The sequence below is a fragment of the Metabacillus niabensis genome, from assembly GCF_020524345.1.
GTDB classification, from domain to species: domain Bacteria; phylum Bacillota; class Bacilli; order Bacillales; family Bacillaceae; genus Metabacillus; species Metabacillus niabensis_B.
Window position 1 is genome coordinate 1 of sequence record NZ_JAIVLH010000015.1, and the last position, 23465, is coordinate 23465.

Annotated in this window: 18 protein-coding genes; 15 read left to right on the plus strand and 3 right to left on the minus strand. The window is 36.6% G+C overall.

Annotated features, from left to right (window positions below):
• Window positions 1-1425: 1425 nt before the first annotated feature.
• Both LC095_RS16550 and LC095_RS16555 read left to right on the plus strand, forming a co-directional pair.
• Complete coding sequence (locus LC095_RS16550) at window positions 1426-2172, plus strand: HAD family hydrolase (protein WP_226529184.1); 747 nt, start codon at window positions 1426-1428, stop codon at window positions 2170-2172.
• Between the two features lie 254 nt (window positions 2173-2426).
• On the plus strand, window positions 2427-3605 hold the full coding sequence (locus tag LC095_RS16555; protein ID WP_226529185.1) for a DUF1311 domain-containing protein: 1179 nt from the start codon (window positions 2427-2429) through the stop codon (window positions 3603-3605).
• A gap of 482 nt (window positions 3606-4087) precedes the next feature.
• On the opposite strand, the gene LC095_RS16560 is transcribed toward LC095_RS16555, so the two are convergent.
• Window positions 4088-5290 carry a sensor domain-containing diguanylate cyclase gene (locus LC095_RS16560; RefSeq protein WP_226529186.1) on the minus strand — a complete coding sequence of 401 codons (1203 nt, stop codon included), beginning with the start codon at window positions 5288-5290 and terminating at the stop codon, window positions 4088-4090.
• Between the two features lie 206 nt (window positions 5291-5496).
• On the opposite strand from LC095_RS16560, the gene LC095_RS16565 reads away from it, so the two are divergent.
• The gene (locus tag LC095_RS16565; RefSeq protein WP_226529187.1) at window positions 5497-7209 is read left to right on the plus strand and encodes a methyl-accepting chemotaxis protein; all 1713 of its coding nucleotides are present in this window, start codon (window positions 5497-5499) and stop codon (window positions 7207-7209) included.
• Between the two features lie 141 nt (window positions 7210-7350).
• On the opposite strand, the gene LC095_RS16570 is transcribed toward LC095_RS16565, so the two are convergent.
• Entirely contained in the window at window positions 7351-8247 is an 897-nt protein-coding gene (locus LC095_RS16570; RefSeq protein WP_226529188.1) for a hypothetical protein, read from the minus strand.
• Between the two features lie 256 nt (window positions 8248-8503).
• On the opposite strand from LC095_RS16570, the gene LC095_RS16575 reads away from it, so the two are divergent.
• From LC095_RS16575 to pdxA, 12 genes are all read left to right on the plus strand, one after another.
• Entirely contained in the window at window positions 8504-8809 is a 306-nt protein-coding gene (locus LC095_RS16575) for a DUF4176 domain-containing protein (protein ID WP_226529189.1), read from the plus strand.
• Window positions 8790-9419 carry a hypothetical protein gene (locus LC095_RS16580; protein WP_226529190.1) on the plus strand — a complete coding sequence of 210 codons (630 nt, stop codon included), beginning with the start codon at window positions 8790-8792 and terminating at the stop codon, window positions 9417-9419. Before LC095_RS16575 ends, LC095_RS16580 begins: the two co-directional genes overlap by 20 nt.
• A 13-nt stretch (window positions 9420-9432) precedes the next feature.
• Window positions 9433-10848: an alpha/beta fold hydrolase gene (locus LC095_RS27125; protein ID WP_226529191.1), complete on the plus strand. Its 1416-nt coding sequence runs from the start codon at window positions 9433-9435 to the stop codon at window positions 10846-10848.
• Between the two features lie 88 nt (window positions 10849-10936).
• Window positions 10937-12034 carry a hypothetical protein gene (locus tag LC095_RS16590; RefSeq protein ID WP_226529192.1) on the plus strand — a complete coding sequence of 366 codons (1098 nt, stop codon included), beginning with the start codon at window positions 10937-10939 and terminating at the stop codon, window positions 12032-12034.
• 142 nt (window positions 12035-12176) lie between these two features.
• Complete coding sequence (locus tag LC095_RS16595) at window positions 12177-13331, plus strand: hypothetical protein (protein WP_226529193.1); 1155 nt, start codon at window positions 12177-12179, stop codon at window positions 13329-13331.
• Window positions 13332-13476: 145 nt separating this feature from the next.
• Window positions 13477-14631 (plus strand): hypothetical protein, encoded by a 1155-nt coding sequence (locus tag LC095_RS16600; protein WP_226529194.1) that lies wholly within the window; start codon window positions 13477-13479, stop codon window positions 14629-14631.
• Window positions 14632-14856: 225 nt separating this feature from the next.
• Entirely contained in the window at window positions 14857-15690 is an 834-nt protein-coding gene (locus LC095_RS16605; protein WP_226529195.1) for a helix-turn-helix domain-containing protein, read from the plus strand.
• 115 nt (window positions 15691-15805) lie between these two features.
• Window positions 15806-16888 (plus strand): plasmid pRiA4b ORF-3 family protein, encoded by a 1083-nt coding sequence (locus LC095_RS16610; protein WP_226529196.1) that lies wholly within the window; start codon window positions 15806-15808, stop codon window positions 16886-16888.
• A gap of 232 nt (window positions 16889-17120) precedes the next feature.
• Window positions 17121-18821, plus strand: coding sequence for a sigma-54-dependent transcriptional regulator (locus LC095_RS16615; protein ID WP_226529197.1), 1701 nt, complete (start codon window positions 17121-17123; stop codon window positions 18819-18821).
• Window positions 18822-18977: 156 nt separating this feature from the next.
• Window positions 18978-19973, plus strand: coding sequence for a 2-keto-3-deoxygluconate permease (locus LC095_RS16620; protein WP_226529198.1), 996 nt, complete (start codon window positions 18978-18980; stop codon window positions 19971-19973).
• A 13-nt stretch (window positions 19974-19986) separates the two neighbouring features.
• A complete protein-coding gene (locus LC095_RS16625; protein ID WP_226529199.1) occupies window positions 19987-21288 on the plus strand; it encodes a four-carbon acid sugar kinase family protein in 1302 nt (433 codons plus the stop codon).
• Window positions 21285-22283: a 4-hydroxythreonine-4-phosphate dehydrogenase PdxA gene (gene pdxA, locus LC095_RS16630; RefSeq protein ID WP_226529200.1), complete on the plus strand. Its 999-nt coding sequence runs from the start codon at window positions 21285-21287 to the stop codon at window positions 22281-22283. Before LC095_RS16625 ends, pdxA begins: the two co-directional genes overlap by 4 nt.
• Window positions 22284-22493: 210 nt before the next feature.
• On the opposite strand, the gene LC095_RS16635 is transcribed toward pdxA, so the two are convergent.
• On the minus strand, window positions 22494-23312 hold the full coding sequence (locus LC095_RS16635; RefSeq protein WP_226529201.1) for an AraC family transcriptional regulator: 819 nt from the start codon (window positions 23310-23312) through the stop codon (window positions 22494-22496).
• Between the last annotated feature and the right edge of the window lie 153 nt (window positions 23313-23465).

Consider the following 23465-nt stretch of genomic DNA (forward strand, 5'->3'; position numbering starts at 1 on the left):
CAAGTTGTCCTTCTTGATATTCTTTCACTACCATAAGCTTAAATTTTTCATCATATCTAGACATTAATAAAACACCCCAAAAGTTAGATTCTTTACTCTAACTTTTGGGGTGCAGTTCAGCGCCGTAGGAAGCAAAAGGGTGGTTCTCAAAGAAAATAACTTTTTGACAACCATCACTCTGACGGTAGAGGTTGCAGGGAGAAGTGTTAGCGCACTTCTCTTTTTTTATTATATTCTTATTATACATGGGATAAACCTTCAAATAAAGTGAAAGTTCCCGGGTTACTGGGTTATCAAGTAACGGTTATCAGGATTCGCAGGAAATAAAAATTCAGTATTAATAAGAAAGGGGTAAAAGGAGTCGACAATAAGAGTGGAAGAAAAAGATCAATTTACTATTCAGCTATATCCGAAAATATAAATAATATAGTAATGTCTTTTCCGAGCTATAAAAGTCCATATAGGATTTAAAAATAGTAATAAATAATCATTTTTGTTATTGAGGTTTACCTGATTGGAAATAACAGGTAGTATAAAATGCAAGATTCTGAGAATTGGTCTGAAAGGAGTTAGCATGTTTTTTAAGAAATCACAAAATAACACTCAACACGCAGACACTGCATGTTGGTTTACCTTTATTTTTTGGGGTATAATTTTATTAGTTAATTCAATATTTGAGACTTTATACAGAAAACCGTTAATATCGAGTTCTCTAATTATTTTGATTTCTGGATTACTTCTATTTTTTTTAGTTGATCAAATTTTTAGCGCAATTAAAAAAAGGAAAATATGATTTTAAAGTTTTCATCTTATGTCGTGATCTTTTTTACCGTTCTTATTTTAGCTCTTACCTTTATCACATACCTTTAGGTGAATCAGGATACCCACCAGAAATCACCCAATAAATTGAATGAAGAATACGGTTCTATGCGATGGAACTGTTTTTTATGCGCTCCAATAGGTTTAATTTTATTACAATGTGGGTATGTTGGTTGGAGAAAATGGACCAAGGAGTACGGAGCGATGTGTTCTGAATATTCCGACTTACCAGCTGAATTGATCATAGATTTTTACTTTGTATTTAAACTGAAAATAGATTAGCACTTTTAAAAGAAGCAGCTAAAAAAAGAGGAGTTCTTCTTACAGATTTTTAGCAATGTATACATTTTAGAATTGTGCTTTGGGAATAATAAGCAAAAAAACTAGGATGAATGTGCTATGCTCATAGATGGTGAAACGCAAGCTTTATTTGTTATTCCAGGTTTTCTGCTTTTTTACCTATTCATTGTATTCTTGTTTGTTAAATTTGATAAATGAAAGAAGTTATCTAGAGTCAACAATACCTGTTGGCTCTTTATTAGTTCCTATAAATTCCCCCCTATGTTTCGTGTTAAGATGAGAGTAGAGGTAAGGAGGCTATTAAAAATGGAAACAATTATTTTCGACGTAGATGACACACTATATGACCAAGCACGATCCTTTCATCAGACATTTAGAAAAATGTTTGAAGGCTCGTTTACAGATAAAGAGATTGATCAAATTTATAGAGTAAGTAGAAAGCATAGCGAAATCCTATTTGATCAAAGTGAAGCAGGTGAAATCACCCAATTTGAATGGCAAACTGGACGTATTATTAAGGCATGTAACGAGTTTAATATCCCAATAGATATAGAAAAAGCCGAAGCATTTCATCACCTTTATGTGGAGGAACAACAGAAAATTATCTTATTTGATGAAATAGAAGAATTATTAGAAGCTCTTCACAAGGAAGGAACTCAGCTTGCGATCCTCACGAATGGAGAAGAAAAGCACCAGGAGAAAAAGATTGAGCAGTTAAAACTTACCAAGTGGATTCCCGCAGAAAACATCTTCATTTCCGGCACGCATGGATACGCTAAACCAAAACGGGAAATCTTTGAAATCATGGAAGAAAAACTAGGGCTAGATAAAACGAAAACAGTTTATATCGGAGACTCTTTTGAAAAAGATATCATCGGAGCAAAACAAGTTGGCTGGCAGGCAATCTGGATGAACCACCGAAAAAGAGCATTGCCCGAAAATCCTGTCTTTAAGCCTGACCATGAAGTACAACATGCAAAAGAGCTTTTGGGTTTGTTTAGGGACAGAGGGACAGGTTCATCGTCCCATTCCTACGTATCCCACTCAAATTAATAATGCAGGAGAAGTGTTCGCGCACTTCTCCTTTTTAAATACAAACAATCGGTGCTGCTTCTAACACCTGCTTAGAATAGTTTTCGCCATAGTAAAGTATGGAGTATTAGTTCTCATATCAAACTCTCATAGTTCAACAAATAGTTCTAAATATCTGGGTATTTAGAACTTTTATATGTTAAATTTTCACATTAAGTGATATAATTTACTGGTTTCGTTTATAAGTAGAAAGATTGAATTAAAGGGAGAGAAAGATGAGATTTAAGTTATGCTTTTTATTATTAATGATTGTATTATTAGTTGCTTGTTCTAATAATGAGCTAGCAAAAACAGAAGTGGAAACTACTGAACAAGAGATAGTAGAAGAATTAAAAGGTGAATTAGAACAAAATGAAGTGCAAGATCTTCTAAGAACAAATTTGGATGCTATTTTTGAAGTATTTGTAAGCTCCGGTGAAGAAAATGGATGGAATACGGCTAATGCTCCTGATTTTAATCTACTTAGGCCAGAGTTTGTGCCTTTTGCAACGGAAAGCTTTATTGATACGACATTAAAAGAAATGTCTCAAGAGTATTATTGTGAATGTGATGCTTCGTTTAAACCGCATATCGAATACGACGTTCATTTTACCTTCGAAGAAACCGATAATAATAAGTTACATATAGAAGCCTTAGAGCCTGCAACAGAACTAAGCAATATAGGTCTTTTATGGAGCTTCAATTTAGTGAAAGAGGAAGATTCTTGGAAAATGAAAGATTGGGATCATCAATTAATTGAGGACCAAGATCTTAAACTTACAAAAGAAGAAGCAGAAATCCTGTTGGCAAGCGAGTACGAAACACCAGAATTCGTTGAAGAATATGAATCAAAAGATACTGGTGGGAAAGCATTCTTATTTAAGATGAAGAGTGCTGATAGTGAGAGATTAGTTGGAATAAGTTCTAAAAGCTCTATTTTATTGGATGATTATGAATTAGAAAAAGACACAAATCATTCATCTGAAAATGCAGGAGAGACTGTAATAGTTTATGATCTTTACAGCGAATTTTATGAAAAACTTCATTTTGGTATGACCAAAGATGAATTAGTAGCACAATTTGGAGAAGCACAAAGCGAAAAGGAATTATCCAGCGATATAACATTGCAATATACCGATGCTATTTATACCATCTCTAAATCTAGCAATCAGGTGTATAAAGTTGAAATAATTGGAGAAAAAGCATCAACCTATTATAAAAACTTTGACGAGGTAGTCAAAGCATACAATCCAGACCCAGTTTATGCTGAATACCTCGATGAAGTAAGCAATAACGAAAATGGATACCACCTATTACTAGACGACGGCTACAGCAAATCACACTTATTTACATCAGACAACGAAAAAGGCGACCCAATTAAAACCATTACAATACAAGTACTGGATTTTCAATGATGAGGGGCAGAGGGACAGGTTCACTGGTCCAGTCTCTCAATAGAAGAGATAATCACGGACCAGCTCAGAATTTGTCGAGGAATGTTAGGTTAATAGCGGAATGTAACTTGATAGAATAGAGAAATATTTCATTTAATACAAAACTGGTAGTTTGCCAGTTTCAAATAGTATGATTTCTGCATGTAATATAAAAAAGAAAGAGAGAAGATAAGGTATATAGAAACATATCTTCTCTCTTATTGAATTCATCATTTTTAAATAAAGGGGTGTGAAAATGAGTACTGATAAATATGACTACAGTATTACCTCTATTCTCATTGTCTTATTTATCATGCTAATCATCATTGCAGCTGAAGTTATTGATGGAATTCTAAGATGGTTACTTATCTAAATGAGTGAGAAATGCAGGCTACTTTAGTAGTCATTTTTTATGATATTCAATTGTTCCCAATTGTAAGGTTAAGCCCTTATAAAATGCTTTTTCATTTCTGAAATATCTTCAGCACTTTTTCAACTAAAGATTCTTTTGGCCGGTATGCCTCAAGTTTATCAGTATAAAATTGAAAATTAGCTTTCCCTCTATCCTTTGCTAAATACATTGCCTTATCTGCATTTTTAATTAAGGTTTCAATATCATGACCATCATCCGGATAAGTGGAAATTCCAATACTTGGTGTTACAGATACAATTTGACCATTTAGTAAGTACGGTTTAGCTGTGTTAGTCAAAATCCGTTCAGCAATTGTTTTTACTTCTTCTTTTTGTGTCTCTTCGCTGACGATGATAAATTCATCTCCACCTATCCGTGAGATGAGGTCTTCTTCCCTTACACTAATATTTAAACGATTTGCTACTTCTTTAAGAAGTGTATCTCCTGTATCATGTCCCAGAGTATCATTGATATTTTTAAACCCATCTAAATCTAAGAACATAATCGTAATATTATGTTCTTTTCTTTTGGCTCGGGATATAACTTTTTTCAAATGACTTCGTAGCATGACTCTGTTTGGTAAATTGGTTAAAGAATCGTAATAAGCCATTCGCTTTAAGTTTTCTTCTGTTTCTATTTGTTTTGTAATATCTATAACGATTCCAGAAATGGAATCTACTTTTCCAGAAGGATTAACACTAATCTTTGTTCTTATTTCAACCCATAGAAGGTGATGGCTGTCTCTCTGAAGTCGTACCCTTGAAATAGATGGATAACCTGACAACCATGCTTTTTTATCCTTTAAAAATTGTTGTTTATCTATAGGGTGAACTTTTTCTTCTAAGTGACTAAATTTTGAAATGCTGCTAGTCAAATTCAATAGCTCTTTAAGACTATCAGAAAAATAACATTGTGTATTCTTCATATTTATTGAAAATAAAGGAACAGGAATTCCTTGTATAAACTGATCTAGTTGAGTTGCTTTTTCCACCGACTGTTCCTTTTGTTTCAGTAGTTCATCATAGCGTAATTTTGATTCTTTGTTTTTTAGAGTTAACTGTTTATTTTCTTTGTAGTACATCCAAATAGGAAATAGGAAAGAAAAAGAGAGTAGCGAGAGAGGAACACCGTTTTGCCAGGATGGAACAGTAATGGATATCGTTATATTGATAGCTAAAAGAATAATAATGGCCAATGACCAGACCATTTTCCCAACTTTCATTTTTCCACATCCAATGTTAAAAAGATATTTCAATAATAGCATAAATCCTCATGAGTAATTCGACATTTTTCTACAAAAATAGACATGGAGGACAGGGACAATGAACCTGTCCCCCTGTTCCAACCAGTCCCTTAAATTGGTAAATGATAAAAAGTCGTTTTTACCTCAACAACCTCCTTTTGAAACCGATATTATTTATAGATAGAAAATTGAAATTAAAATCAGAGGGAGATCATCAAGTGAAGATATTAAGAAACTTAAAAATGATGAAAAAGCTGCTAATCATCATCATAGTCAGTGCATTAGCACTTGGTACAGTTGGTTATTTGGGGTTGCATTATATTCAAGAGATGGCGAAGGATTCAGAGGAGATGTACAAGGATAGTCTTATCCCACTTAATTCGATTATGCAAATCCGAGTCAATGCAAGAGCAAGTGATGCGTATACAATTGAGCTGCTAGTAACAAAAGATCCAGAAAGAAATAATGAACTACGCGATGAAATTACGTCCGCATGGGAAGAAGCGGATGCTATTATCAATGATTTAAAAGGGAAACATTTGAGTCCTGAAAATGTGAAGTTGATTGATGAATATACGATGAAGGCTGAAGCATTGAGTTCGACCAGAGATCAAGTCATTAAATTAGCTCTTGAGAATAAAAATGAAGATGCATATGATTTGTATCTGCAATCTGTTGAACCAAATCGTAAAGCATTAAATGAAACATTAAAGAGTATGCAGCAAAACAATTTAACTTACGCCTCTTCAATTAACGATGAGAATAAAGAAAGAGTAGACCAAGTAATGACGTTTGTTTTCATTATTATCATCATTGCACTTATTCTTTTAGTCGTACTTAGCATGGTCATCGCGCGGATGATTGTCAAACCAATTCATGAAATGAAGAGTCTGCTTTCAAAAGCGGAAAATGGAGATTTCACAGGCAAGGGAAGCTATCAATCGAAAGATGAAATGGGTGAGCTTACTTCCTCATTTAATCAAATGTCCATGACACTACAATCAATTTTTGCGACAGTCAATGATTCCACACAGCAAGTAGCATCGGCTGCTGAAGAATTAAGCGCAAGTGCTGAGCAAAATAGCAAAGCAAGTGAGCATATTACGATCACAATTCAAGAATTAGCATCAGGATCAGACGTGCAGGTTCAAAATGTCGATAAAAGCTCAGTGGTGATAAATGACATCATGAATCATACGAAATCGATTTTTGATAATACAGAAAAAATAACAAACGATGTGTTACATGCTTCAAAAATGTCTCAAGATGGAAACCAGGCAATCGAGCAAGTAAATAAGCAGATGGATTCCATTTATAATAATGTAACAAGCTTATCTCAGGCAGTAAAAAGCCTGGATGAACGGACATCTGAAATTGGCCAAATCTCCAATGTGATTTCAGGTATTTCAGCGCAAACCAACCTATTAGCTTTAAATGCGGCAATCGAAGCAGCAAGAGCAGGAGAGCATGGAAAAGGCTTTGCAGTTGTAGCTGATGAGGTAAGAAAGCTTGCGGAAGAATCAAATAAATCAACTGAACAAATCTCAAACTTAATTTCATTAATCCAAAAAGATGCTGAAAACACACTAAACACAATGAATAAAGCATCTGAAGAAGTGAATTCAGGTATCAAAGTTGTCAACTTAGCAGGCAGCTCATTCCAAAAAATTGATATCGCCGTAAACAACGTGGTTTCACAAATTGAAGATATTTCAAAAGCGGTAAAAGACCTCACGGCAGGTACAGAGCACGTCACAGGCTCAATCAACGAAGTAAGCGAAGTGGCAAAAGAATCAGCATCCATCACACAAAACATCTCAGCCGCAACCGAGGAACAGCTGGCATCAATGGAAGAAATCTCAGCCTCCTCCCAATCACTCGCAACACTAGCAGACGACTTACAAAACCTAATGAAGAAATTTAACATCTAATTTGGTACAGGGGGACAGGTCCCTTGTCCCGATTTTTCGAAAGAACCATTAAACCATTACCCTGACTGCAGAGTTTTAAGGAGAAGTGTAACAGGCACTTCTCTTTTTATTACTGTTCAAGTATTTGTGTATCATCCAGAATCAATCCCCGCCACCTCCACCACAACTTGAGCAGGAACTACCCCCGGACGAGCAGGAACTACATGAACTGGCAGTCCCACAACTTGTACAACTTGATGATGTACTTTTTTGGCTGATTTTCATGTAACTTAAAAACTCATCATAATGAAAATAAGAAACAGATAAGACTGGAACAAGCATTTTGTTAAAGTTTTGCTCATTTTTGCATTTTCTCATTTTGTCTTGGATCACACTTTTTTTATGATCTTTTACCTTATTTGCCGTTTTTTTCATGGAAGTGATCAGTGCGTGCACTGTATTCATATAATGGCTATCACTTTTAAAATATAAATCTATTAGTTCATTTTCCGATAAATATCTAAAATCATCAATGATATCAGGATGCACAGGGTGCCTGAAAAATCCCTGATAAAGATGGATATTCTCTTTTCGAATGAAAAAAAGCTCAGCATAGATCCAATCGAAAAATCCCCGGAAATCAGGATCAGGCTCTACTTTTACATTTGGACTGTGATGAAGAGTTGTTCCTAGGAATTTCTTTGAAAACTCATCATACTCACGGGTAAACATCAGCATCTGATGCCACAGTTCATCGACTTTGTCGCTAAACATGGGAGCTTCCTTTAAAAGCGAAGTCAAAATCAAATAACGTTTTAAATCCAGAAGGCGCCACTTGTACTCATTTTCTTTTAGCCTATTTTCTCGCTGTACCCTCTCTTCTACAACTTCCATATAGCTGTTACTAAGGGACTTCTCGAGGTCATCGCTCAGCTTTTTTAATCCTTTTATTGGCCTTATTTCCAAAGTCTCTGGAGATAGGCCGAATGTAAAAGAGAGCTTTTTGCATAAAAAGAAAATCAACCAAATTAAAACAGCACCAACGAGTATCCATTCCATTCCAATCCCTCCAATCTTTTCAAAAAATCTTTAAGTGTAATACGGTAATTTATCTTGTAAGGTTTCATTTTTTACATATTAAGAAATCAGATTCCATAGTACTTTTTCAGTCTAAAAAAATAAAAAAAGGTGATTTTTTAACTATTTATACTGATCGTAACGTCATGTAAGATGAGTAAGTGTGTGATTATTACTAATATTAGGAAAAAACTCGTTGATCATAGTATTTCATTTTAACATAAGGAGCGGATCTCACATGATTTTTTCCAAACATTATCTTCCAGTTGGAAGTGTTGTAGGGCTGCATGATGACTCAAGACGGTTATTAATTATAGGTAGACAATTATTTTCAGAAACAAATCAAGTGATCAGGGACTATGCGGCTGTGAATTATCCGAACGGATTTACGAATGCAAAAGAACAATTTATTTTATTTAATCATCAAGATATTCATGTTGTGTATCATTACGGATATGTCGATGAAAAGGAAATGAAGTTGGATGCTTTGTTAGCAGAAGCGGAAAAACGTGAGGATGATGATCATGGGGACAATTCGATTTAATAAGGATTTACCGGGGAAAACTCATTTGCTCATTATAGAATTAGAAGGAAAATTTAGTTTATTGTTGGAACATATGACGACATTTAAACAAGAGTTAGATCGACATACTGGAAAGGCAGCGATAAGTCTCCAGGATAAAATGGTGAATAATCTGGCGTTTTTTAGCAAGGCAAGCAGCAGTTTATTGTATTTTGCGGATACGGTCCTGAACTTTGTTAAGGCGGTGGAAGCGGTTGATGAGTCAACTGGGGGGCCAGCTGGATCGAGTAGCCGGGCTGAAATCAATTATACTTTTTCAACAAGCAGAATCGAAGATGAGGTGAAGCTGACTCCTGCATCACTGAAGCAGGCGACAGATCGTTTTGAGGGAAACATGGTTGCGCTTGATGAAGTGCTGGGAGATTTTCATACATTACTAGACCATGTCATGTTTGATACAGAATTTCCTTGGGGAGATGTTGCAGATCTTTGGCCGGAAGCAAAGCAGGAGATCTTTTCGATTGTGGGAAATGCAAGGAATAGATTAGAAGACTTGTTAAAAAGTGCGAGGTTATTAACTGAGGAACTGCAGCGTGTTGATAATCTGATTTCTAAACAACTGGTAAAGTAAAGGAGGGTATGACGTGTATGGAAGACATCCGGAAGTTGCGGCAATCATAAAAGGACATGAAACAACGGCTAATGGAGTCTTGACTGACGCGGGGTCACAACTTCTTTATGAAAAATTCAGTAGCAATGTAAGTACTGTTTTTGGGCTTTCAGCATCTGTTGGCGGCAGCTTGATCACATTGGATATTGCAGCTACAAAAAGTACGGTCGATGGCTGGATTAGTGATTTGCAAACTTGTTTGGAAGAGGCTTGGAGAAAGTATGATCCTGAAGATGATGAGTCGGGTACTGAATTTATGAGAATCCAAAGCATGAGTATGGATATTAACGACATCATCATGAACTATAACAGTTTGAAATATGATTTGGATGACATTGAACTTGCATTTGAAAATGCGGTCCGTTTGTACCGATCGCCTGTGCGTTCTGCGTTAACAGATATACGGATTCTTTACAATGCTGAAAATAATGTGAGTGGGGATTTTTCTGGGTTTAATAATGTTTCGGTTTATGTGCATGGGATTGAGGATACATCAAATAAGTTTCTTCAGGGTGCGACTGAAGGGGCACAAGTAGATGATATTATTGTTCGTATGCTTAGAAATGGCGATGTGGAGTATTTTATTGTTACTGAGGATGATAAGGGAAACAAAGTAATGGGAGATGTACTGAATTTTGAACAGATAGAATCGTCCATGAATAATAATGCACGTGTTCATATTGTTTATGACACAGAACAAAAAAATGAACATCGTCAAGAAACTAGTGATGATTTAGCTGAAAAACTAAATGAAATGGGTCTCATTAATGAAACAACAAAAATAGACATGTTTGGACACAGTTATGGTGGAAGAAGATCCCTCCAGTTTGCAATGGACTATCCTGATCATGTTCGTAGTATTACAACGATTGGAACACCTTATGATACAAATACATTAGGTTCCTTAGCAGATAGTGCACGTTGGCTTGCAGAAATCATTGGGCAGGATCCGAAAAATACAAGTGATTATTTAGACTTTAATCTTGATAATCAAAATGATAATGAAGATATGCTTTATAGTAATGCTTATACAGATATGAGAAGTGAACCGATGACGGACGATATTCATCATTTGAAATCAGCGAACCCAGAAGTATATCGTAAACTATTGGAAATGGATATTACGGCTTCTGCTGGATACCGAACAGAACAGATGGTTAGTTATTCTCCTTATTATTACCAGCCACCAACGGAATATAAAACTAGCAGTGATGACACAGTTTCTGTTAAGAGTCAAACTGGTGAAATTTTAGGTGAATTAGTCGATCAGAGACCTCAATTTGAGATTGATCATGGCACAGGTGTAACGGATCCAGCACATATTTATGAAATTGAAGATTCAGATTATATCGAATTGATAAAAGAAGTGAATGACAAACAAAAAGAATAGGAGCATGATATTCGTGAGAACACATAGTAATAAACTTAGTTTTTTCTTGGTACTATTGTTGCTTCTTTCTGGTTGTGGGGAAGATAATATGGCAAATCAAGATTCTTCATCGTCATCTGAAGAAAAATATGAGACAACATATCAAGAGGGCTTTCCTCAAAAAGCCAGCTCTGCTTTATCAACATTTATGCAGCATGTTCTTAGTGACAGTGTTGATCGAAAGTTAGTGGATGAAGACGGCAACTTGATTTTTACTGATGGAAATAGGAGTGCAGAGGAAACATCGGTTATTTACTATCAATTTACTGAAGAACAGCTAAAAGACTATTATAAATCACTACTTCAAACGGAAGAGTTGAATGTATCATTGAATCCATTGAAACAAAGCAATAGTTTGGGAAAATTACGAAATCCATTAGAAAATTATGAACAGTATTCCCTTCCTTCTATAGCTATGAAAGAAAATAATCAATTGGAGATAAAAACAACTGAGAATCAAAGAATAATCGATTTGAATAATGAAATGAAACAATATGGTATTACAGGTACAACTGAGTTTATTATGAATATTGAAGCGGTGAATGAAGAAAATTTTGTAATTGTGCTTGCAGATACAGCTAAAGGAAGTCGTTTAAGAGAGTTATATTATCTCTTTATAAAACGGGATTTGTCTGATTTTACGATTACCCAATTAAAATATGAAGAAACTCAAGAGATTATCAATTCAAATGTACTTAAGCCGTTTTATGATATTTTTCCAGGAGAAGGGGATTATAAGAGTCTTTTTAATAATATTTCTATTCTGGATGTAACGACAAATAAAATAACAGAAATAAAAGATAATGACTTATTAAGTGAAGATGGTAAATTTGTCTATCTAAACGGTGCAGCCGAAGAGCTTTCAGACGGAGAACAACGAATTCAAACCATAGAGAATTATGCAAAAGGGAACGACATCTACGAAGAACAATTTAATATTGATTTTGACAGAATTTCAGAGAAGATGGATTTTGAAACGAATAAGATTAGTATAGCCAAAACAAACTACTTTAATGAAGATTATATCGTTCTGCACCTACTCTACAGAGGAAAAACAATCGGTGAAGGCGGCGGAACAAACGTCATCGTCGACCTACAAAATAAGCAAAAACCAACTGCTTACCTAGTTGACCTAGGGATGGAATAACAGGTGGGACAGAGGGACAGGTTCCTTGGTCCATTTTGAAAGGGAATAAATCCATATGAATAACATGTATATTATGAACGCATGGAGAGTGGGGACAGGGACGATGGACCTGTCCCCCTGTTCCAGTAGGAGTATAATAATCATGAAAAAACAGTTCACTAAAATAAGTCTTATTCTTTTGCCTTTGCTTTTACTTTTTGGATGTGTACAGAATATGGCTGGGCAAAGTGTAGTTGCTTATAAAATAGGTTTTCCTACAAAAAACAGTCAAGCTTTAACCGAATTTATACGCTTTAAGATGACAAACAGAGGTATATTACTGCAGGAAAAAGACGACATTTTTATCCACACAATTGAGAATGTAAGTAGTGATGAAAAGACAATAAATTACTACAATTATAGTGAAAATCAATTGATGTCATATATTGAACCTCTGTTGGGTAAGGAAGATCCGAAATCAACGTTTACTACGTTAACATTTGGCGAAAATGCTGGTAAAACAATAAATCAATCAATTGATAAACCACAAGAGTATAATCTTCCTTCAGTTACAATGCAGGAAAATAACCATTTGAAAATCGAAACAAATTCAGGTGAGAAGATCCTGCAATTATCCGAAATTATGAGAGAGTTTAATGTAAAAGACTCCGATAGACTTATCTTTAATTTGAGCGCAGTGAATGAAGAGTTTTTTGCCTTAGAAATTGAAGATACTAGTATTGAAGTTGAAGAAGGAGGTAGCCTTTATTTAGGGCTGTTTGTTAAGAAAGATTTAACTGATTATGTTGTTAGAAGTTTGCATTTTAAGGATTTACAGAAAACATTGGAATCAGGTGAATTAGATAACTATTTAGATGTTTTTCCAAAAGTGGATTCTGAAGGTAACTATTCTTATCTCTTTGGCGATACAATTGTAGACACACAAACGAATCAAATTATTACTATAAAAGAAGATGACCTTTTGAGTAAAGATGGAAAATATGTATACATTAATGGCAGGAAACCTGATCTGACTGATGGTACACAACAAATTCAATCAATTGAGAATTATGCTAATGGTAACGATACGTATGAAACGGAATTTGTATTGGACTTTGATACAATTGCTAAAAAATTAGAATTAGAAACAAACGGTGTAAGTACTTCAAATATAAACTACTTTAATGAAAACTATGTAATATTAGGACTGAATTTCACAGGAACCTTCGTAGGAACAGCTGGATTTACAAACGTCATCGTCGACCTGCAAAACAAGCAAAAACCAACTGCTTACCTGGTAGACCTAGGGATGGAATAACAGGTGGGACAGAGGGACAGGTTCCTTGGTCCATTTTGAAAGGGAATAAATCCTTATATGAATAACATGTATATAATGAACACATGGAGAGTGGGGACAGGGACGATGGACCTGTCCCCCTGTACCATTTAGGAGCATGATAATCGTGAAAACACATAGTAAGACACTTAGTTTTTTCTTGTTGCTATTGCTGCTTCTTTCTGGGTGTGAAGGAGATAAAATGACCAATCAAGAGTCTGTGGCTGAAATAACTTATAAAAAAGGTCTTCCTACCGAGACGAGCCCTGCTTTAAGCGATTTTATCCAGCATTATGTAACTGGTAGTTTTGATCGGGAATTACTGAATAAGAACGGCACTTTGGTTTTTTCAGATAGTAATAGGAATGAAGAACAAACTTCTGTTACCTATTATAAATTTACTGAAGAACAGTTGAAGGACTATTATGAACCATTGATCCGAGCGGATGACCCGAGCTTGAGGTTATATGACTTAAAACAGAATGATAACATAATCAAGCTACGTACTCCATTAAAGAACATGGATGAATATTCCCTACCATCGGTGACAATGAAAGAAAATAATCAATTGGAAATCAAATTGCTTCAGAATCAAAGAACAATTGATCTCAATGAAGAGATGAAAGAATATGGAGTGACAAGCGCCACTAAATTTATCGTAAATATAGAAAATATGAACGAAAATAATATTGTACTAGTACTTGAGGATATAGAAAAATCAGGATATCAGAATGAACTATATTACCTCTTTATCAATCGAGAATTATCTCATTTTACAATTACTCAACTCAAATATGGAGAAACTCAAGAGGTTTTTAATTCAAACGAACTGAAACCCTTTTACGATCTCTTTCCGGGAGAAGGAGACTATCGAAGTGTTCTAAATAAAATATATATCCTTAATGTACAAACAAACAAAATAACAGAAATAAAAGATAATGATTTACTAAGTGAAGATGGAAAATTTGTGTACCTAAATGGTGCTGTCGAAGACCTTTCAGATGGAAACCAGCAGATTCAAACACTCGAGAATTATGCAAAAGGCAACGATATCTATGAAGAACAATTTGATCTAGATTTTGAAACGATTTCAAAGGAGATGGACTTTGATACATGTAGAATCCTTATTGCCAGAACAAATTACTTTAATGAAGATTTTATCATTTTGCGATTACTCTACAGCGGAAAATTAATAGGTGAAGGCGGAGTAACAAACGTCATCGTCCACCTGCAAAACAAGAAAAACCCAACCGCTTACCTGGTAGACTTAGGAATTGAATAACAGGGACAGAGGGACAGGTTCCTTGGTCCAATAGAGAAAGTGAATTGATCTTAGATATGAACACTGGTGTAAGGGGGAATTGGGACGATGAACCTGTCCCCCTGTACCACCAAAAAATTTAAAAAATATTTAGTTTTAACGCTACTCTATCTCAAAAAACCCCTATATAACCGGTGGAAGACAAAATGTCGATCATCCATCAAACATGATAGGGAGAGAGAAAACGTGGAAAAACTAAATTATGACACAATCCAAAAGTATCAATCATTTACAACAGTTGATGAAATGGACAAGTCAGTTCGTGGATTTTTATATAAACATAAGGCTGAATTATCAGAGGGAACTCTAGCTGTTCTTCATCTCATTTGGAAGCATTCTGTCAAAGTTGTCGGAGTTTCCTTTGCCAAATATGATTATATTGCTGAACAAGTGGGTTTGAGTAAACGTACGGTCATTCGTGCTGTAAAATTTTTAGAAGAGAGAGGAATCATTAAAAAGGTTCCAACCGCAAGAATGAATGGAAAACAGGGTGTAAATCTTTTAATCATTCAAGCATTTGAGTCAATCGATTCTATAAAAACTACTATGTCACCCCAGAATGTCACTGCACCTGTCACTCCTAATAAAACAGAGAATAAACAAAGCTCACTCTGTGAGAAAAAAACAAAAGAACGAACTAACGTAAGAGAGGCATGTGAACCAACACTGCAAGAGTTAGACTCCAGTTATCTACCAGAATCTATCCCGGAAGAATTCAAAAAAACCGCACAACCATTTTTTAACGCTATCGATATATATAACCTATGGAACCGAGTCATGATCGTTTATAACAAGTTCGATCACGGGAAAACAATCGAAGACTTTATGGACTGCATCATCAGCGCCTTCAAACAAACAGTCTTTGCAAAAAAGAGGGGAAAGATTCACACCACATTCGAAGGTTACTTCTACCGCATCCTACACGAAACCTTCACCCTAAAACTACGCCAAGAAAACAAAAGCAAACTCTTTTGGGAACTACATGACTGGGTCACGGGGACAGGTTCCTCGTCCCACTAGGTTGAAGACAAGTTATGACGAATTTATTCTGAAGAACCTCCTGCTATTTAATTCTCTTCAGGTTCAATTATAATAAAGTATCTATCCAAGTAATCAGATTAGGAGATTTGCGAATATGCTCATTCAATGTACAAAAAAACTGTTAGAGCAACTTAAATTAAAGCCTCATGAGCCAATCGAAGAACAAAATGCACTTTTCTCATGGCATGCCCATTTTATTCTTGTAAATCGTAGAAAAACGGTTGTACTCATTCATGATCTTTCCAGGTATGTCATTGTTTTGCATGGTCTAAAGGTAAAGGATTATAAGTATCTTGATCAGCTCATTGTGAATGCGATTCGCGAAACATTTGAAGCTGAAGGAGTTAAAAAAGAAGTAATTGAGCAGTTTCTAACTCTATCGATGGATTTCACCTATACGAAAACGAAGGACCGCACTTCGGTGGCAAGATTGAACAAGGCATGTGAAACAACATACTATTTTCTGGACTACTTGAATCAAGAATCTGTCATTAATTCAGAGTTAAGTAAACGTGTTAGCCGGAGTTTAGTTGGTGACGGGAAAAATAAATATATTTATCCGAATGAAGAGATGTATAAACAACTTGAGATATTTGCAGGTCAGCCTATTTTTGAGACGAAGGCGGTACAACTAAAAGTGGTACTAAAGCTGGAAGATCACCAAGTTTGGCGTCGAATCATCGTTCCGGTCAATCGGTCATTTCATGAGTTACATAAAATTCTTCAATCAACATTTGGCTGGAAAAATAATCACCTTCATGAATTTGTTATTTATAATGATGACGCAGAACCAACGATCAATCTTGTAAGTGATGAAAAAGCCTTAGCTTATCCAAAACAAACCGAAATGAAGCATGAAAAAGGTATAAAGCTATCAGAGTATATGCCTGCATATAAAACTTTAACATACACTTATGATTTTGGTGATGATTGGAAGCACGAAATTGAAGTTGAGAAGGTAATAAATGAGTATCATCACTATTACCCACTATGCGTTGAAGGAGAAGGAAACACTCCGCCGGAAGATGTAGGTGGGGTTCCCGGTTATACAGAATTCCTCTCCATTCTAGCAAATCCAGAGCATCAGGATTATAAACATACAGTTCAATGGGGGATAATGCAGGGGTATGAAGAGTTTGATATTGAGAAGATAAACAGGATGCTGAAAGATAGATAGAAGGATGAATTGCTGAATACTTAAGTCCTTTGGGACAGAGGGACAGGTTCATTGACCCACTTGATGGTAATGAGTTAGAGTGTAAGAGGAAGAGAAAGTAAATGAAAGTAACGGGTGTTAAAACATACATAGGTTCAACTTTAAAAGCAGGCGGGACAAGGGACCTGTCCCCCCGTCCCACGCCCACAGCGAGGCCCCATCCCAATTATGAAAACAGGTGTGATCAAATCAAATGAGAATTAAAACGTTAGTTATTGCTCCTTATCCGGCGATGAGTCATTTAATTGAAGAGTGTCGGCAGGAGGAGCAGGAGCTTGAATTATATATGAAGGTTGCGAATCTTCAGGAGGCCATTCCGGTTGCGAAGGAAGCGGAAGATGAAGGCTTTGATGTGATCATCAGCCGTGGGGGTACATCCAAGCTAGTTGAAGATGTGGTGAATATCCCGGTTATCGATATTCATGTGTCAGGCTATGACATGCTTAGGGTGCTGACGCTCGCGAATGATTTTCCGGGTAAAAAAGCAATTGTTGGTTTTTCGAATATTACATTAGGTGCGAAGGCGATTACGGACTTACTTGAGATCCAAATTGATGTGTTCACCGTGGAAAAGGCGAAAGAGGTCGATGGCCTGGTTGAAAACCTTAAGCAAGAGGGCTATGAGCTCATTATGGGTGATGTTATTACCATGGATGCGGCAATCAAGCATAATGTGGAAGGGATTTTGATACAGTCCGGCCGGGAAGCCATTTTTGAGGCGTTTCATAAGGCAAAGTCTATTTATCGTCTGCATCAAAGACAGCAGCAGGAGATTACTTTGCTTCGCTCGCTATTAGAGGAAGCATCCTCAAACATCATCGTCCTATCACGTGATGGTAACATGGCCTATCAGCATTGGACTGATTTTGAAGAATGTCCACTTCCACTAAACAAACTGCATGAATACATTCTTGAAAAAAATAATCTAAATAATGATGTAAGAATCTTTAAAACAAGTGAGCAGCATATGATAAAACAATCTGTAAAGAAGAAAGTGATCGAAGCTCAGGAATATTACTTCTTTCAATACTCGATCGTCACTACTCAAAATGCTCATCAACAATACATTCATGTTGAAACCATTTCACAGCAACCGATGATCATTTCAAACAGTCAAGCTATGAAAAGGTGTATGAATCTCATTGAAAAAAACGTAAATCATGATCAATGGCTTCTTATTGGAAGTGAAGGAACAGGAAAGAAGCTTCTCTCTCAGTACATTCATTATAAGAAAAACAACGGTCAGGGACTTTATGCAAATATAGCGGCTGAAAGTCTGTTACTGCTTGAACATGGAATAGATCGTGATATACGAACACTTTATTTAAATGAAATAGAAGCATTATCACCAAAAGAGATGAAAAAGCTAACAACAATTTTGGGACATTTAAAAACGGAAAACCTAACTATTGTCTTGGCTCTTACAAAGGAAGAGGAAATTCCTCATTCTCTCATTTATGACAATGATCTAGTACGTGTGCAAATCCCATCTCTAAAAGACCGAAAAGATGACATTAGACCGTTAACGACCTATTTTATTGCTGCTTTTCACGGTCAAATTGGAACATCAGTCATTAAAATGAAAGAAGAGGCGATGGAACTGTTAGAGGAATATTCCTGGCCTGGAAATGTCGCACAGCTTCGATCAATTCTTCACTCAGCTGTTTTAGAAGAAAAGGGTTATGTTCTAGGGAAAAAACTTCTCCAGCAACATGTCGAGGAGCAAATAGAAGAAGCAAATACGGTGGATAAGGAATTTCTTTCTGGTACATTGGAAACAATAGAAAAACGAATTATTGAGCATATTATGGAAGAAGAAAATCATAATCAAACAAGAGTTGCAGAGCGGTTAGGAATTAATCGATCTACTTTATGGCGCAAGCTGAAACAATAACTGTTCAGCTTGCTTTTTGTTTTGTTGCAAAATACAACATTTTATATTTAATGTGTTGCAAAATATTGTGTAAGCCATTACAATAATTCTTGTAACCGATTACTAAATATATTTAGTGTTTAATATTGAAACAATTATAAAAGGAGTGTTACAATTATGAAGATAAAAGCAACTTTAGATCGAATTCCTGGCGGTATGATGGTTGTACCGTTGCTAATTGCAGCATTAATAAATACATTTTTCCCGGACTTATTACGTATTGGTAACTTTACTCAAGCACTATTTGTAGACGGTGCGAGTACATTGATTGCACTTTTCCTATTATGTACAGGTGCACAAATTAACGTGAAATCTTTTGGTGTGTCAGTTGGTAAAGGGGCAACACTTTTAGCAACAAAATGGGCAGTAGGTGCGGTATTTGGATTAATCGCTTACTTATTGGCTGGTGACAATGGATTATGGTTAGGTTTAGCTCCGATCGCTGTTATCGCAGCCATGACAAATAGTAATGGCGGATTATTCGTTGCATTAGTTGGTCAATACGGAAGTAAAGAAGATCGTGCGGCATATTCACTTTTAGCGCTTAATGATGGTCCTTTCTTAACAATGATTGCGCTATCTATTTTTGGAGCAATGGGCTTTGTTGATGGTATGTTCTCATTAACTTCATTTATATCAGTGTTACTGCCAATTTTAGTTGGTATGGTTTTAGGTAACCTTGATGAAGACATGCGTACGTTCTTAGATAAAGGTAGCTCAATGTTAATTCCGTTCTTCGCATTTGCATTAGGGATGGGAATTGATTTTGGAGCCATCCTTGAAGGTGGATTAGCGGGTATTATTCTTGGATTGTTAACGGTATTTGTTACAGGTACAGCAGGATATTTCGTCTTTAAAGCATTAAAATGGAATCCAATCGTTGGAGCTGCAGAAGGTTCAACAGCAGGAAACGCAGTAGCAACACCGGCTGCGATTGCGGCAGCAAATGCGAGCTTTGCGCAAGTTGTTGACATTGCTACTGTCCAGGTAGCAGCATCAACGGTAACAACGGCGATCCTCCTGCCAATCTATGTTGGGTTCTTAGTGAAACGATTAGAGAAAAAAGGCTATAAATTTGAACAACAAGAAGACGTAAAAGAAGCAAACGTCTAAGGGTGTGATAAGAGTGGAGAAGAGAATTGGCATAATATCTGATGATTTAACAGGTGCGAATGATTCAGGTGTACAATTAGCAAAAAAACATCTATCATCAACGGTTGTGTTTGATTATGAAACATCAACATTAGCGACAAAGCCGGATGTGTTAATCGTTGATACAGATAGTCGAGCGAAGAAGCAAGAAGAAGCGTATAAAGGGGCTTACCAAGCTGCTTTATTCCTTCATAAAGAAGGCTATCAACATGTATATAAAAAGGTTGATTCAACATTAAGAGGAAATATTGCAGCTGAATTATCAGCTGTTGAACAGGTGTATCAGCCGGAAGTTGTCGTGATTGCGCCGGCTTTTCCAAAAATGAAGCGTCAAATAATTGATGGAAATCATTATGTGAATGGTGTGTTAATCACGGATACGGAGTTTTCAAAGGATCCGAAAACACCGGTAACAGAAGCGTTTATACCGGAATTATTAACGCAATATCAAGATCGTAAAATTGCCTTAGTTGATAAACGTATGCTGGGACAATCTGTAGAAGAAATAAACCAAATCATTACGACTACCCTCAATCAAGGGGTAACATGGTTTGTATGTGATAGTGAAACAGAAGAAGATCTACAAAGAATTTGTGGCATTTTTTCTAGCCTGAACAAGAAAACGGTCTGGGCTGGGTCAGCCGGATTAATTGAATATTTACCAGATGCTCTTCAGTTAACACATTCTAATGAAGAAAATCAGGAAGAAATCAAAATTGAAAAGACGTTAATCGTTTCAGGTAGCTTATCTCAAGTAACGAGAGAACAGCTGTGCAAAATAGAATTTCTGCAAAATTCTTTCTTTATGGAAGTAGATCCTGCGACTTTAGTGAAAAATACGTTTAAATTAGATCACTATTTGGATCAACTAAACCAACATTCAAAATACGAACACTATGTTTTATATGTAGAGGCTTCTGAGGAAAACCGTGTTTCAGCGAAGGAAGCAGGCGAAGCACTTGGTTTACATTTAACGGAAGTAAGTGAAGCGATATCTCGAGGACTTGGACAGATTGCGAAAGGTCTTTTGGAAAATTGCGCCTCTATTCAAGGTTTAGTTCTGACAGGCGGAGATACAGCAAAGGCAGTCTGCTCGGAATTAGCGATTTCAGAAATGGAGCTATATTCTGAAGTAGAACCAGGTCTTCCGTTCGGTCGCTTAAGAAGTGAGGATCGCAGCTATTGGGCGGTCACAAAAGCTGGTGGATTTGGGCATGAACAATCATTAGTCAATGTAGTCAAATACATGGCAAACAAAAGAAGGGTGAGAGCATGAATCAAGTAAAACCAATCGTTGGCATTACAATGGGGGACGCAGCGGGTGTTGGCCCGGAAATAATTCTAAAAAGCTTAGCAAATGAAGAAATATATAAGATAAGCAGACCTCTAGTAATCGGTGACAGTAAAATTCTTGAAAGAGCAAAGAGTTTTGTAAACAGTGAGCTAATCGTTGAGTCTGTAACAGCTGACCTTATTGAAAACTTACCATATAATTTTGGTACAGTTTATTGCTTAGATTTAAATCTATTGGATGCCAATCTGCCAATTGGTCAAGTGTCACCAGAAGCAGGTCATGCGGCCTTTGAATATTTAGCAAAAGCAATCGAACTAGCAAAAGAAAACAAAATCAATGCCATTTGTACAGCGCCATTAAACAAAGAAGCTTTACACAAAGGCGGCCATAAATACCCTGGCCACACAGAAATTCTTGCAGATTTAACAGGGACTGAAGACTTCTCAATGATGTTGTCAGCGCCTAATTTAAAAGTCATTCACGTGACAACACATGTCGGAATCATCGATGCAGTGAAAATGATTAATCCAGAGCGTGTCTACCATGTCATCAAACTTGCCCATGAAACACTGAAAAAATCAGGTATTGAGTCACCAAAAATCGCTGTTTGCGGAATCAATCCACACGCAGGAGAAAATGGATTATTCGGTTACGGAGAAGAAGACGAAAAGGTCGTTCCGGGTGTAGAAAAAGCACAAGGAGAAGGAATCAATGTAGTAGGTCCGCTACCTGCAGACACATTATTCTTCCGTACCGTTCGCGGAGACTTCGACGTCGTTGTCGCTATGTACCACGACCAAGGACACGGACCAGTTAAAGTACTGGGCTTAGACGCAGGCGTCAACATCACGGTCGGCCTGCCAATCATCCGCACAAGCGTCGATCACGGCACAGCCTTCGACATCGCCGGCAAAGGAATCGCAGACGAAAAAAGCCTAATCGAAGCCCTTCGCCAAGCTGTGGAATTTGCGGGATAGGGACAGAGGGACAGGTCCCTTGGTCCAGTTTTGATTGAGATATGCGAATCGAGGGAACAGGTCCCTTGGTCCAGTTTTGATTGAGATATGCGAATCGAGGGAACAGATCCCTTGGTCCAGTTTTGATTGAGATGCGCAAATCGAGGGAACAGTTCCCTTTTCCAATTTCTTGACAAGAGGACACGATTGCGGTTTGTATGAATCTCTAGATTAGGGGGACAGGGACGATGAACCTGTCCCCCTGTTCCATTCTGTTGGAGAAACGCCGTGTCGTTTTTTGAAGACTCTGTGGAAGTATGTGTAGCTGCTGAAACCTGATAGTTCAGCGATTTGTTCTAGAGTCATGTCGCTGTATTTGATTAATTTTATTGCGGTGTTGAGTCGGATGTCGATAGCGTATTCGATTATGGTCTTACCGAATTTTTCTTTAAATAGATGGGATGCGCGTGAAGAGCTGAAGCCTACGTGATTCGCCACGTCCTCCACTTTAATGGATGTGTTTGCATTTTCCTCGATATAGCTTTTCATTATACGCACAGCTTGGGGCAGGTTCGATTGAGAAAGACCTGAATTACGAATAGACACATCAATAGATAAACAGAGTGAGCGCATTAAATAATCTAAAAACTCTTGATTTTTTTCATATATACGATGCTTTTCCCGGATCATTTCCTTCCAGAGAACCAGCAGTCTCTCAGAGTCATTGAGCTGTATAATCGTTGGTCGTTCCGTTCTTTCCCACCATTCATCTAACCATGACCCTCTGCAAATAATAAAATAATCCCCGCTGCAAATAGCTAAATTATCTTGGTTTTTCCCATATTCATCAATGAGTAGCTCACAAGAATCCCCTGGTTTACATAACAGTATATCCCCCGGTGCGAGTTCCTTCGTTTGATGGTTGACTTTTGCCACGCAATGCCCCTCCGTCTGCAGACGGATAAAATAGTTTTCCAATCCATTTTTCCAGTTAAAATGCTTTCTTTCTGTATGGTAAGAATATTCACAAAGGATAAGTTCTGTTTCCATGTTATCACCCGCTTATAGCAGAATTGTATATGGTTATTATATTACATAAAATGAGTGATTTTAAGGATATAATTCATAAAATTAGCAGAATTGTTCATGTGAAAAAGTACTTGTTTTAACTAAAATGGAATCAAACCAAAAAGGGGATGAACC

Excerpts from the sequence above, each read along its gene's own strand:
- LC095_RS16550 (WP_226529184.1), top strand. The coding sequence starts at position 1,426 with ATGGAAACAATTATTTTCGACGTAGATGACACACTATATGACCAAGCA.
- LC095_RS16555 (WP_226529185.1), top strand. The coding sequence starts at position 2,427 with ATGAGATTTAAGTTATGCTTTTTATTATTAATGATTGTATTATTAGTT.
- LC095_RS16570 (WP_226529188.1), bottom strand. The coding sequence starts at position 8,247 with ATGGAATGGATACTCGTTGGTGCTGTTTTAATTTGGTTGATTTTCTTT.
- LC095_RS16575 (WP_226529189.1), top strand. The coding sequence starts at position 8,504 with ATGATTTTTTCCAAACATTATCTTCCAGTTGGAAGTGTTGTAGGGCTG.
- LC095_RS16580 (WP_226529190.1), top strand. The coding sequence starts at position 8,790 with ATGGGGACAATTCGATTTAATAAGGATTTACCGGGGAAAACTCATTTG.
- LC095_RS16590 (WP_226529192.1), top strand. The coding sequence starts at position 10,937 with ATGGCAAATCAAGATTCTTCATCGTCATCTGAAGAAAAATATGAGACA.
- LC095_RS16595 (WP_226529193.1), top strand. The coding sequence starts at position 12,177 with ATGAAAAAACAGTTCACTAAAATAAGTCTTATTCTTTTGCCTTTGCTT.
- LC095_RS16610 (WP_226529196.1), top strand. The coding sequence starts at position 15,806 with ATGCTCATTCAATGTACAAAAAAACTGTTAGAGCAACTTAAATTAAAG.
- LC095_RS16615 (WP_226529197.1), top strand. The coding sequence starts at position 17,121 with ATGAGAATTAAAACGTTAGTTATTGCTCCTTATCCGGCGATGAGTCAT.
- LC095_RS16620 (WP_226529198.1), top strand. The coding sequence starts at position 18,978 with ATGAAGATAAAAGCAACTTTAGATCGAATTCCTGGCGGTATGATGGTT.
- pdxA (WP_226529200.1), top strand. The coding sequence starts at position 21,285 with ATGAATCAAGTAAAACCAATCGTTGGCATTACAATGGGGGACGCAGCG.
- LC095_RS16635 (WP_226529201.1), bottom strand. The coding sequence starts at position 23,312 with ATGGAAACAGAACTTATCCTTTGTGAATATTCTTACCATACAGAAAGA.